Source organism: Devosia sp., assembly GCF_965229025.1.
Taxonomy (GTDB): Bacteria; Pseudomonadota; Alphaproteobacteria; order Rhizobiales; family Devosiaceae; genus Devosia_A.
Genome location: NZ_OZ245853.1, coordinates 10,001 through 21,922, shown reverse-complemented (window position 1 = coordinate 21,922; position 11,922 = coordinate 10,001). Strand labels below are relative to the sequence as shown.

The following is an 11,922-nucleotide window of genomic DNA, read 5'->3' as shown; positions in this document are numbered from 1 at the left end:
TAATGACGAAAAAGGCTCTCATCGTTTGGGGTGGCTGGGATGGACACACACCCGAGCAAAGCGCGCGATTTGTCGGCAACCTGCTGGAAGGGCACGGCTTCGAAGTCAATATCGAGCCGACCACTGAGGCTTTTGCGGACAGCGGTCTGGATGCTTACAGCCTGATCGTCCCGGTCATCACTATGTCCAGGATCGAAAAAGAGGAACTGGTGAACCTTCTGGCAGCAGTGCGGAGCGGCACCGGCATTGCGGGCTTTCATGGCCTGATGTGCGACAGCTTCCGCAACGAGCCAGACTACCAGTTCATGACCGGCGGCCAGTGGGTGGCACATCCCGGGAACATCATCGACTACACGGTCAATGTTACCAATCCGGACGATCCCATCATGGCCGGCATCTCCGACTTTTCGTATCGGTCGGAGCAGTACTACATGCATTTCGACCCCAGCAATGAAGTACTGGCGACCACCACCTTCGACGGCAATTTATTCGAGGAAATCCAGGGAGTTGTGATGCCCGTGGCCTGGAAGCGCCGCTACGGCAAGGGGCGCGTTTTCTACAGCGCGCTCGGTCACACGGTCGATGAGTTCGCCGTGCCGCAGATGCGTACCATTTTCGAGCGCGGCGCCCTCTGGGCAGCGCGCTGACGAGCCAGAGGGGGAAACAAAATGGCCGAACTGCAGTTGCGCGGCATCAGCAAGAGCTTTGGGGTGGTGCCGGTCATCCATAACGTCGACCTCGATATCGCCGACGGCGAGTTCGTGGTCTTCGTGGGACCGTCCGGATGTGGCAAGTCCACCCTTCTGCGCACGATTTCTGGACTTGAAGAGCCCAGCTCCGGCCAGGTGCTGATCGGTGGTGAAGACGTTACCGACTTCGATCCCTCCGAACGTGGCGTGGCCATGGTTTTCCAGAGCTACGCGCTCTATCCGCACATGACGGTTGAGGAAAACCTGGGCTTCGGCCTCAGGATGGGCGGTATGCCGAAAAATGATGTGGCAGTGCGGGTTGCCGACGCCGCTAAGGTGCTTGAACTTGAGGCACTCCTGGACCGCAAACCCCGCCAGCTGTCAGGCGGCCAGCGCCAACGCGTCGCCATCGGGCGAGCCATCGTGCGCCAGCCCAAGGCATTCCTGTTTGACGAGCCGCTTTCCAACCTCGATGCCGAACTGCGCGTGCAGATGCGGATCGAAATTGCCAAGCTCCACCAGGAGCTTGGAGCGACGATGGTGTATGTGACACACGACCAGGTGGAGGCCATGACGCTGGCCGACAAGATCGTCGTCCTGCGAGACGGCCGGATCGAACAGCAGGGCACCCCGATCGCTCTCTATGATGACCCCGACAACGTGTTCGTCGCCGGGTTCATCGGCTCACCGCGCATGAATCTCATGCGCGCAACTGTCGTGTCGTCGTCAGGGCAGCACGCCGTTGTCCGGCCTGACGCCTTCCCCGATACGACCGTCGAGGTGCGCCTGCGCGGAGCGGCGGTCGCCGCCGGCACCGCAGTAACTTTGGGCATCAGGCCCGAGCACTTCATCGATGCGGCAGATGGGGTGCCAAGCCTCAACGCCACCGCCCAAGTGGTCGAGCAACTCGGTGGCGTGTCCTACGTATACGCCAGTGGAACCGACGGCGCGCAGATCACTGTGCAGGAAAAGGGGCACTCCCGCGTTCCAGCGGGTGCCACCATCAGGATCGGGCTTGATGCTCAGCTCTGCTTGCTGTTTGGGGCTGACGGCAAGCGGCTCTGAGCCACAAAAACAAAAACCCGCCAACCGGTTGGTTAGGCGGGTATTTTTCTTGGTTGCGGGGACAGGATTTGAACCTGTGACCTTCAGGTTATGAGCCTGACGAGCTACCGGGCTGCTCCACCCCGCGCCAAGAATATCAAAGCCTTTGGCTTTTTTTGCGTCTTCATTTGCGGCCATCGCCGCGACGCAAGGGGTATATAGGGGGTGCGCCTCTGCACCTCAAGGTAAAAAGCGCCTCGGGTGACAGTTTTTTGAAACTAGCCTGTATCACTGCTCCGTGGGTGCAGGCGCCGCGGGGGTTTCCGCCGGTGCCGGCTTGCCGCAAGACTGGCCAAATGTCGCATCCAGCTGGTTTGCAGCGTTGATCAGCCTGACCCGAGACTGGTTGAGTGCGGCCCTGCTGGCGCGCGGGCCGAGGGCTTCTGGGCGCTGGGACACGTCCCTGGACAGCTTTTCAAGATAGGGAACGATCAGCTGGATAGCCTGGATAATTGTGCCGACAGGCCCGCATTTCTTGGACTTTGCTGCCTCGGACGCCCCCAGGTAGATCACCTCAGCCGCCTCGCGTGCTTCGATAACGGCTCCAGTGAAATCCTCGAGCGCGATCTTTTGCGGCACGGCGAAGTACGAATCTCCGGCCTTGTCCGCAGGGATCGTAAACGCGCTGCAGGTCTGGCCAATGAACTCTTCGGCTCTTACCCGCGCGGCAAACACCACTACGCGCGACTGGACAACGCGTGTCCGGAGCGAAAGGCCCTTCGCGTCTCGCTTGTCCGCGATCAACTCGTTGACCTTGGCAAGGTAGCGGTATCCCAGGTCAAAGGCATTACCGGCCCGGTAGAGCTCCAGGCAATCGCCCCGGTCAGCGGCACCGCGAAGTTTCAACGTGTCCTGACCGACGCTGGCTGTCACGGCGCCAACGAACTTTTCCAGCCCGTCCATGTCCATGGCGGCGATCTTGGCGAACTGGTCGTCCTCAGCGCGTGAGGGGAGTGACAGGGCGCAAAAGCCGAGGAGCGCGAGGAGGAGGAAGAGTATCTTTGGATGTCTGGACACGGCAGTAACCTCATTGCGGCGGCAATCTCTACGATATGGCGGTGACGCGCAACCTCGGGGATTGTCTCAACTCTGCCCGGCTCTTAGGGTGCCGGCAAAATCGTGAGGATGCACTGCAATGAAGATGAAAAAGCTTGGCCGGACTGACGTCATGGTGTCGGAAATCTGCCTCGGAACCATGACCTGGGGCAAGCAGAACACCGAGTCCCAGGGCCATGAGCAGATGGACTATGCCCTGACCCATGGCATCAACTTCTTTGACACCGCCGAGATGTATGCGGTGCCGCCAGACGCCTCAACCTACGGAAAAACCGAAGAAATTATCGGTACGTGGTTCAAGAAGACCGGCAAGCGGGATGAGATCGTGCTGGCCTCCAAGGTTGCTGGCGGCGGCCGTCCGTGGGTGCGCGGCGGGCGCGGCATTGACGGGCCGAGCGTACGCGAGGCAGTCGAGGGCAGCCTGCGGCGGTTGCAGACCGACCGGATCGACCTCTACCAGATCCACTGGCCGCGCCGGGGGCACTACCACTTCGAGGGGTCGTGGACCTACAACCCCTACCAGCAGAAGCGCGACGAGGTGCTGCCCAATATTCGCGAGGTTCTCGATACCATGGGCGAGTTGGTGAAAGAGGGAAAGATCCTCCATTTCGGGCTCTCCAACGAGAGCGCCTGGGGCACCATGCAGTATCTGCGGCTCTCCGAGGAACTGGGACTGCCTCGGGTGCAAACCATTCAAAATGAATACAATTTTCTGCGTCGATACTACGATATGGACCTCGCAGAGCTGGCTTTCCACGAGGACGTCGGGCTGCTCGCCTATTCCCCGCTGGCCTCGGGTGCACTGTCCGGGAAATACCTCGGTGGCGTGCTGCCGCCGGGAACGCGCGGCGCGGTGGCGGGGTCGGCATATCGCAACAATGAACTGACCGAGCCGGCGATCAGGGCCTATATCGCGCTAGCCGAAAAGCATGGGCTCGATGTGTGCCAGATGGCGATCGCCTTCTGTTTGACCAAGCCGTTTATGACGTCGGTGATCATCGGCGCGACGACGATGGATCAGCTCAAGGTCAACATTTCGGCGGCGGATTGCCATCTCGATGAACAGGTTTTGAACGACATCCAGCAGATCTTCATGAAGTACCCGCGGACCCTCTAGTCCGTCCACAAATGCGAGGGAATGCGCAAAGCGCTTTCCCTCCAGATGGGTCGATTGGCACATCAATTCTCGACTAATCCGATAGTCTTTTGCATACTCCTCAAACGCGCCGGGGTTTCGTCCTCCCTTTGTCCCGGCCGCCAATCGGCTCCGTCGCCCTTTCCCTGTGGGGCGACGGAGCTGAAACAAAGGAGATGGTCATGATGCATTTTTTCGGGATCCTCACGCCGCCGTCCAAACGCGATGGCGACCAACGCCGGTTCTTTTCCGACGAACCCCGCCTGAGCCGCGTCGAGCGCGACGTGGCCGTCCTCCACACAGGTCTGCAGGTTGAGCGCGATGAGCGCGAAGACGGCAATCCGATGAGTCTGCGGTTCGTCAGCCTTCTCGCCCCGCCCTTCCTCTAGCGACGGCTTCACCGGGCAACGCTATAACTGGGGCTCCGAATCGGAGCCCCCGCGCCCATGACACTTTTCGCGACGCTGTTTCCTCTGATCTGCTGGTTCGTCTACAACTACGGCATCCCCCTGCTCGAGCGGAAACGGCCGTCGCTTTCAACCATCATGTCGATGCAGCGCCGGCGCTGGGTCGCCAATGCCGTGGGCCGCGAGAGCCCGCTGGACGCGATCCTTTCGGGTAACATCATGGGGTCGGTGAGCTTTCTGGCCTCGACCACCGCGCTGCTGGTGCTGGCGATCTTCACCGCCTTCGGCAACCTCAACTCGCTGATGGATACGCTGAAGACGGTCGGCTTCCGAGTCAGCTTCACCAACTCCGATATCGAGATCCATCTCTTCGTCGTCCTGACGATCTTCGTGCTGAGTTTCTTCTCGTTCACCCTGGCGCTGCGCCAGTTCAACCACTTCTGCATCCTGCTTGGTGCGATCGATCATTCCGGCCGGACGAGGCCTGAAGAGATCGACGCCATCGCTCAGCTCAACACGCTGGCCGCCAAGAACTTCAACAACGGCATCCGCGCCTACTACTTTGCAGTGCCCATGGTGTTCTGGTTCGCAAATGAGTGGATGTCGCTGATTGTCAGCGTGTTTACCGTGGGCTTCATCATTCACCGCGAGTTCTTTTCCAGCGCCCATCGGGTCGCGGCGTCTGTTGCCGTGCACGCCAGCCGGCGTGAGCAATCGGACATGAACGCCGCGGACTAGTTCAGCGTTTTGGCAAGGAACCCTGCAACATCCCGCAACAGGCTGGATCGGCCGCCCAGCAAGGAGCCGAGTTCCAGCAAGGGCTGCGGATGCCCGAAGCGCGGGTAGTGCCGCTCTTCGACCGCTACGCCCGCGCCACGCAGCTTGCCGGCGAGCGCGATGGTGTTGCGCGGATAAACGAGCTTGTCGCTGTCGCCGGTCCCCAGGAACATCGGTGGCGCAGACGGCGTAACCAGGTTGACCGGCTGAGTGGCCAGCGGATCGGCAGCAGTGCCAAATGTCCGGATCGTGATTGCCACATCGTAAGGGTAGAAGTCATAGGGACCGGAGAGCCCCACAACGGAACTGAGGAGCGACTGTACTCCGTAGCCGGCGTCCAGGCTGACCATCACCGCATTGTAGGCGCCCGCCGAGTGCCCCATCAGGGCAAGCCGCTGCTGATCGCCGCCAAAGGAATGGGCATTTGCAGCTGCCCATTGGACGGCGGCGGCGGTGTCATCGAGAAAGTCGGGGTATTTTGCCTCGGGGAGGATGCGGTAGTCAGGCACCACCACCACGTAGCCGAGCGCTGCGAGGCAGCGCCCTGCGAATTCGTAGTCACGGCGATCGCCTTCGCTCCATGATCCACCATAGACGAACACAATCATGGGCACTGGCGCCGAAGCCCCTATCGGACCGTAGACATCCAGCCTTTGGCGCAGTTCGGAACCATAAGGAAGATCCCGCGCCAACCGCTGCGAGCGCCTGGACTTGGGGCTTAGAGTATTGATCAAACCGAGAAGCGAAAACGACATATAAACAACCGACTACACACACCTTAGAGATACGGCGTGGCCGTTAATATGGTTTCACGCGCCAGCGCTGAAATGGCCGTTCACTGCAACTTAATAAGGTGCAGTGAGGCTGGGGGTCGGAGAGATAAGTGATCACAACCGCACCCAAAGAGCCGCACACTCAACCCGACACCCCAGCGGCGGCGCGTGACTTGGTGCCATCGACTGACCCGCTACCTTTTGCGGCGTTGACCTTGAGCTGTATCAGTTGCCTTAGTGCCGCTCTCGCCAACTCCGCGGCGTCTGAGCCATGCTGATCTGCCAATGCAACGCCATCACTGACCGGGAGATCACACGCGTGGTGCGCACCATGCTGCGCGAAGATCCATGGAAGATCATCGTCCCCGCAATGGTCTACAAGGCGCTGGGGCAGCGATACAAATGCTCGGGGTGCGTCCCCAATGTCGTTGATATTGTCATCAAGGTGACGCAGGAGTACCACCTAGAAATGGTGTCAGATCCGGCTCAGGTGCCACCGGTGCCACAGCGGCTTTCAGCCATGCGTCGCAAAGCTTCAGGAGGTCGCATTGAAAGGCGAACCACAGGTCATCGAACGGCTAAATGAGGCTTTGTTCCTCGAACTTGGCGCGGTCAACCAGTACTGGGTGCATTTCCGGATCCTGTCGGACTGGGGCTACACCAAGCTCGCCGCCAAGGAACGCGCCGAATCGATCGAAGAGATGCACCACGCCGACAAGCTGATCGAGCGCATCATTTTCCTCGAGGGGCATCCCAACCTGCAGCGCGTTGCCCCACTCCGCATCGGCCAGACCATCAAGGAAGTGCTCGAGTGCGATCTCGCCGGCGAGTACGACGCGCGCAAGGCATACAAGGCGTCGCGCGAACTTTGTGAATCGCTGGGCGACTATGTCAGCAAGAACCTGTTCGAGGCCCTGCTGGCAGACGAAGAAGGCCACATCGATTTTCTCGAGAGCCAGTTGCAGCTTCTCAATGCCATCGGCATCGAAAAGTACGGCCAGTTGAACTCGGAATCGGCTGACAAAGCCGAATAGGCCCAATTTGCTCAAGACAGTTTAAGGCCAGTCGCAACCTGCGGCTGGCCTTTTCGTTTAGGGGGGAATGAACCAGTCGTTCCATTGGTTGGCCCGGAGGAAAAGAATGCAGTTTCATGCTGGCCGCTTGATCGACCACGTGCACATCAATGTCGCCGATCTCGATCGGTCGGCCAAATTTTACGCCGCTGTGCTGGAGGCGCTGGAAATGCCCCCCGGCAATCGCACGGCACATGCCTTCCAGGCGGATGAACTCTACATCAGCGAGCCCGGGTTGGGTCAGGCGATCTCGCGGATTCATCTGGCCTTCCAGGGGCGCGACGAGGCCATGGTAAAGCGGTTCCACGCGGCAGCGATCGAGGCCGGCGGTTGCGACAATGGCGAGCCGGACGAGCGCAGCTACCATCCGGGCTACTACGCTGCCTTTGTCTTCGACCCCGATGGCAACAACATCGAGGTCGTCACACACGGCAAGGAAAAGCGCTCCTCCCCATCGGTTATTCGTGAGCCGGCTTGAGCGGCGGCGACGGGATCAGCTGAACCCGGCGACACCAGTCGGCTCGTAGGGAGCTTCAAGCTTGGCAATTTCCTCGGACGTTAGTTTGAGCTCGAGCGCCCCTAGAGCATCGGTCAGCTGCGGCAGCTTGGTGACCCCGACAATCGGGGCACTGACCGGTTGCTTCTGAAGCACCCAGGCGAGCGCGACTTCCGCCATCTTCACCCCGCGCGCCGCAGCGATCTCGCCAACAGTGGCAACAATGGCGCGGTTGGCGGCGTCGGTGCGCGTATAGAGCGTCTTGCCGAAAACGTCGGTGCCGACCCGCTCGGTCACCTCGCCCCACGGACGTGCGAGGCGCCCGCGTGCCATCGGCGACCAGGGAATGACCCCTATACCTTCGTCGGCGCAGAGCGGCAGCATTTCGCGTTCTTCCTCGCGAAACAGCAAGTTGAGGTGGTTCTGCATGGTGACGAACCGCGCCCAGCCATGGGCATCGGAGGTCGCCAGCATCTTCATGAACTGCCAGGCGTACATCGATGAGGCGCCGATATAGCGCGCCTTGCCCGCGCGCACGACATCGTTGAGCGCCTCCAGCGTTTCCTCGATCGGGGTTTCGCGGTCGAAGCGGTGGATCTGGTAGAGATCGACATAGTCGGTGCCCAGCCGCTTCAGCGAGGCATCGATCTCGTTGAGAATGGCCTTGCGAGAGAGGCCATGGCCATTGGGCCCCTTCCGCATTTCGCCATGCACCTTGGTGGCAATGACCAGCTGATCGCGCGGCGCGAGGTCCTTCAATACCCTGCCAACGATCTCCTCGCTGGTGCCGGCGGAATAGACATTGGCGGTGTCAAAGAAATTGATCCCCGCCTCCCAGGCCGCCGTGAGAATTGGCCGGCTCGCCGCCTCATCGAGTGTCCACTCATGGTTGCCGGCCTTGGGATCGCCGAATGACATGCAGCCGAGGCAAAGGCGGCTGACTTCGAGGCCGGTTTGGCCCAGACGGGTGTAGTTCATGATGGCAACTCCTTGTTGGGGCGAGGCTAGCAGTTGACGCCCCCATTTGTGAACCAGCGTCGGGCAATTGGTGCAGTGTTGGGGTTTGCGCGCACAGCGGCTTCAGAAAAGCTGGCAACGCTTTTGGTGACGTGATTTAGGTTTGGGCGGGGAGTGAGGCGCCTATGGTTAGAGTTCTGGTTGCGTTTGCGTTCATGCTGCTGGCGGCGCTGCCCGCCCCTGTGGCCGAGACCATTTCAATCTCCGAGGTGATGCGGGCAACAGCTCTCGACACCATCTTCGACCAGTTCGGGCCAACAATTTCTGCGGCAGCTGGCGACCAGCAGATTTCCCAGAACCGGGTGTTTCTGGAGCATTGGAAGGACACGGCGCAACGTGCTTATGATGGCCCGGCGATGCGTGACGAGCTTGTGGCGGCCCTCGAGGCAGTATTGACCGCTAATGATCGCGAGGAGCTCGGCGGCTTCTTCCGGTCCGAGTTGGGCCAAAGGATCTCCGCCGCCGAGCGGGAAGTGGCGCTACTCAGCTCTGATGCGCAGCTCGCGGTGGCAAATGAGGGCCGCACACTTATGAGCTCCGCAGCTAAGGGGCGTCTGGCTCAGCTTGACCGCATCAACACCCCGGAAATGGCGCGGGCCTTTGTAAGGCAGGGGATGCGAGCGATGCTGGTGGGGCTGTCCGTTGCCGGGCAGCGCGGCACTATTGTGCTGCCGTGGCCGGCCATCGACGCCCAGGTCGAAGCCATGATGCCTGAACTCACCAAGACCGCGCTCGACAACCAGAAGGCGATGATGGCCTACGCCTACCGCGACCTGTCGGACGCCGAGCTCGACACCTACATCGCTTTTCTCACCGGCCCCGCCGCCAGTAAATTGACGCAACGCGCCAGCGAGGCGGCGGACGTGATCGTGACCGAGGCGACGCACAGCTTCGGGCAGGCGCTGGCTGCGAAAATGTCCGGCGTTGGAGTTTAGCTACTCGCTGCGCCGCCCATCGGCGATAGGCTCAAGGATTGAGTCCATTTCCTTGATCACCGCAGTCAGCTGATCCTGCGGCGGCTCTGGCGTAAAGATCGGGCGCGGCGCACCGCTGGGGAATGCGCCAAAGGTCTGGAAGAATTCCAGCATGTCCTTGAGCACCGGCATGCGGAACCGCATCATCGCGCCCATGGCGATAACCGGCTCAAGGTGCCCGAACCCCTCATAGTACTTTTCGGTGACCCAATCGCCCTTCTCGCGCAGCTTGTCGGCGAGAGCCTTGGAGTTCTGCATCCGCACGATGGGATCGGTCGTGCCGCTCGCGAGAAAAATCGGAGGATCATCTGCCGACACCAGGTTGATCGGCTGCGTACCTTCGGGATTAGGCGCGGACCCGAAGGTCTCTTTCACCTGATCGTATTCGAACGGGTAGAAATTGTAGGGCCCGGAAATGCCCGCGATGGCCTTGATCGGCATGCTGACGCCATGCTCATGCAGAAACGATCCATCGAGCCCGATCATGATGGCGTTGTAGGCACCTGCCGAGTGGCCGGCGAGGAAGAACCGCTTGGTGTCGCCGCCATAACTCGCGATGTTGTCTTCGATCCACTTGATGGCCGCGGCGTTATCCTCGAGAAAGTCGGGATACTTGGCGTCGGGGAACACTCGATAGTCGGCGATAACCGCGACATAGCCCGCTGCAGCCAGGGCCCTGCCGACAAACTCGTATTCGAACTTGTCACCTGCATGCCAGCCTCCGCCATAGATGAACATCACCACCGGGGAGAGGCCGGTCACCTTTTCGGGCTGGTAGACATCGAGCTTGCCGCGCTTGCCTTCAGCATAAACGATATCGGCGGTCTTCTTCACCCCCGGATCCATCGCCTCGGCGATGTTGAATGGGGAGAAGATTGTCACCTGCGCTTGCGCCGGGAAGGCCGCGAAAACGAGCAGGAAAAGCGCGAAGAGGGGCCCAAGCGGGGCCAACACAAACTTGAAATGCATCAATGGGAGCCGAGTAAGGGATTCGGAAGCAGCTTGTTGCCCCAAGAACCCGAACATTTTGTGGCCGCAGCGCTATTTCGCACCCTGTTCGGCACACCACTTCTGCCACATGCCCCGGAATGCATCCTCGAGATCACGCGCAAAGTCCTTGGAATTGAACAGCCGTGAAGCGAGGACGCGGGGCCGAAGGCCCTGACGTATTGCGTCGAGCGCGGTGAGGTCACTGGCAAACGCCTTCGCCTTGGCGACGAACTCGTCATCGCCATAAGCCACCCACTCTGGCATGCCCGCAGACTGGATGTTGGTCTCGCCCAGATGTGCCACAAACCGGTCGCCATGCCGCGTCAGTACCGGCACACCCATATAGAGCGCCTCGGTGGTAGTGGTGCCGCCGTTGTAGGGGAACGGATCGAGCGCAATGTCGAGCAACCCGTAGCTCGCCAGGTGCTCTTCGTAATTCTTGGTGACTCGTTCCACGACAAGTTGCTCGTCGGTGAGCCCCTGCTTTTTGAACCCTTCCATCATACGGTCGGCTACGGCAGAATTTCCGATCGAAGAGCGCAACAGCAGCCGGCTGCCGGGCACCTCCTTGATCACACGGGACCACAAGGCAATCGTTGGCTCGTTGATCTTGTCGAAATTGTTGTAGCTGCCGAAGGTGAACGGCCCGCCAGCGAGCGCCGGTGTCGGGACTACCGGCACTTCAACCGAGGGCACGGTATAGGACCAATGCGTGTCTGGAAGCCGCCACGGCTTTTCGACCCACTGATCTTCCTCGTTCTCAGGCAGGAGCCACTGGTTGCACAGCACATAGTCAATCGTATCGAAGCCGGTGGTCGCAAAGTACCCGAGCCAGGTTACCGCCACCGGCGCCGGCCTATAGGCAAACATGCCAAGCCGGTTGCCAGCGGTATGGCCGGAAAGATCCACCAAAATGTCGATGCGATCGCGCCGGATCCGGTGCGCGAGCTCTTCATCGGTCATGGCATCAATGGGGCACCAGTTGGCAATAGCCGAGCGGATTCGCTGGTAGACCGCGTCGTTGGTGATCTCTTTTTGCGAGTAGGCGTACATTTCCAGCTTGGCGGAATCGAGTTGCCCCATCAATGCCGCAAGAAAGCGGCCGACCGGATGATTGTTGAAGTCCGCTGAAACCCATCCCAGCCGGATCGGCCGGTTCGGGTCGGGGTCATTGCGATGGTTTTCAAAAGGGACCACGCCTCTGGTCCGGCGCTCGGCGTACAGCCTTGCATCAACGACCGACTGCCGCGGATCGTTAGCAAGCACGTGATTTTGGAAGAACATCAACGCCAATTCGAACTTTGTGCTGCCCGCGCCCCCGTCGCGCGCCTCCCGGTAGTGCTCAATCGCCTCATCGAAACGACCAGACAGGTTCAGCGTGCGTCCGAGGCCGAGATGGTACTCGCCGCCCTTGGGATCGAGGGTAACCGC

The 11,922-nt window shown here is 60.5% G+C and carries 14 protein-coding genes and 1 tRNA gene (1 of these 15 running past the window's edge); 9 read left to right on the top strand and 6 right to left on the bottom strand.

Going from position 1 to position 11,922, the window contains the following annotated elements; translation table 11 throughout:
• Positions 1-2 precede the first annotated feature (2 nt).
• Positions 3-647, top strand: coding sequence for a ThuA domain-containing protein (locus ACO06J_RS00120; RefSeq protein WP_421758669.1), 645 nt, complete (start codon positions 3-5; stop codon positions 645-647).
• Positions 648-668: 21 nt separating this feature from the next.
• Positions 669-1,754, top strand: a complete 1,086-nt coding sequence (locus tag ACO06J_RS00115) for an ABC transporter ATP-binding protein (RefSeq protein ID WP_421758668.1) — start codon at positions 669-671, stop codon at positions 1,752-1,754.
• Between the two features lie 50 nt (positions 1,755-1,804).
• On the opposite strand, the gene ACO06J_RS00110 is transcribed toward ACO06J_RS00115, so the two are convergent.
• Positions 1,805-1,881: transfer RNA gene (locus tag ACO06J_RS00110), tRNA-Met, on the bottom strand.
• A gap of 140 nt (positions 1,882-2,021) precedes the next feature.
• Positions 2,022-2,810, bottom strand: coding sequence for a hypothetical protein (locus ACO06J_RS00105; RefSeq protein WP_421758667.1), 789 nt, complete (start codon positions 2,808-2,810; stop codon positions 2,022-2,024).
• A 118-nt stretch (positions 2,811-2,928) separates the two neighbouring features.
• On the opposite strand from ACO06J_RS00105, the gene ACO06J_RS00100 reads away from it, so the two are divergent.
• The 3 genes from ACO06J_RS00100 (at position 2,929) to ACO06J_RS00090 (ending at position 5,129) form a co-directional block, all read left to right on the top strand.
• Positions 2,929-3,966 carry an aldo/keto reductase gene (locus ACO06J_RS00100; protein ID WP_421758666.1) on the top strand — a complete coding sequence of 346 codons (1,038 nt, stop codon included), beginning with the start codon at positions 2,929-2,931 and terminating at the stop codon, positions 3,964-3,966.
• Positions 3,967-4,166: 200 nt separating this feature from the next.
• Positions 4,167-4,373, top strand: coding sequence for a hypothetical protein (locus ACO06J_RS00095; protein WP_421758665.1), 207 nt, complete (start codon positions 4,167-4,169; stop codon positions 4,371-4,373).
• Between the two features lie 57 nt (positions 4,374-4,430).
• Positions 4,431-5,129: a DUF599 domain-containing protein gene (locus ACO06J_RS00090; protein WP_421758664.1), complete on the top strand. Its 699-nt coding sequence runs from the start codon at positions 4,431-4,433 to the stop codon at positions 5,127-5,129.
• Here the strand turns inward: ACO06J_RS00090 and ACO06J_RS00085 are convergent.
• Positions 5,126-5,923 carry an alpha/beta hydrolase gene (locus ACO06J_RS00085; RefSeq protein WP_421758663.1) on the bottom strand — a complete coding sequence of 266 codons (798 nt, stop codon included), beginning with the start codon at positions 5,921-5,923 and terminating at the stop codon, positions 5,126-5,128. The genes ACO06J_RS00090 and ACO06J_RS00085 overlap by 4 nt on opposite strands.
• Positions 5,924-6,212: 289 nt before the next feature.
• On the opposite strand from ACO06J_RS00085, the gene ACO06J_RS00080 reads away from it, so the two are divergent.
• From ACO06J_RS00080 to ACO06J_RS00070, 3 genes are all read left to right on the top strand, one after another.
• Positions 6,213-6,527 carry a (2Fe-2S)-binding protein gene (locus ACO06J_RS00080; RefSeq protein ID WP_421758662.1) on the top strand — a complete coding sequence of 105 codons (315 nt, stop codon included), beginning with the start codon at positions 6,213-6,215 and terminating at the stop codon, positions 6,525-6,527.
• Positions 6,490-6,975: a bacterioferritin gene (gene bfr / locus ACO06J_RS00075; protein WP_421758661.1), complete on the top strand. Its 486-nt coding sequence runs from the start codon at positions 6,490-6,492 to the stop codon at positions 6,973-6,975. Before ACO06J_RS00080 ends, bfr begins: the two co-directional genes overlap by 38 nt.
• Positions 6,976-7,081: 106 nt before the next feature.
• On the top strand, positions 7,082-7,492 hold the full coding sequence (locus tag ACO06J_RS00070; RefSeq protein ID WP_421758660.1) for a VOC family protein: 411 nt from the start codon (positions 7,082-7,084) through the stop codon (positions 7,490-7,492).
• A gap of 15 nt (positions 7,493-7,507) precedes the next feature.
• Here ACO06J_RS00070 and ACO06J_RS00065 read toward each other — a convergent pair whose 3' ends face one another.
• The gene (locus tag ACO06J_RS00065) at positions 7,508-8,488 is read right to left on the bottom strand and encodes an aldo/keto reductase (protein ID WP_421758659.1); all 981 of its coding nucleotides are present in this window, start codon (positions 8,486-8,488) and stop codon (positions 7,508-7,510) included.
• Positions 8,489-8,652: 164 nt separating this feature from the next.
• On the opposite strand from ACO06J_RS00065, the gene ACO06J_RS00060 reads away from it, so the two are divergent.
• Positions 8,653-9,462: a DUF2059 domain-containing protein gene (locus tag ACO06J_RS00060; RefSeq protein WP_421758658.1), complete on the top strand. Its 810-nt coding sequence runs from the start codon at positions 8,653-8,655 to the stop codon at positions 9,460-9,462.
• Here the strand turns inward: ACO06J_RS00060 and ACO06J_RS00055 are convergent, their stop codons facing one another.
• A complete protein-coding gene (locus tag ACO06J_RS00055) occupies positions 9,463-10,383 on the bottom strand; it encodes an alpha/beta hydrolase (RefSeq protein WP_421758657.1) in 921 nt (306 codons plus the stop codon).
• A gap of 159 nt (positions 10,384-10,542) precedes the next feature.
• Positions 10,543-11,922, bottom strand: partial view of a tetratricopeptide repeat protein gene (locus ACO06J_RS00050; RefSeq protein ID WP_421758655.1) — the 3' portion only. The gene runs 633 nt beyond the window's last position; the window shows 1,380 of its 2,013 coding nt (coding positions 634-2,013); its start codon lies off the right edge, out of view; the stop codon is at positions 10,543-10,545.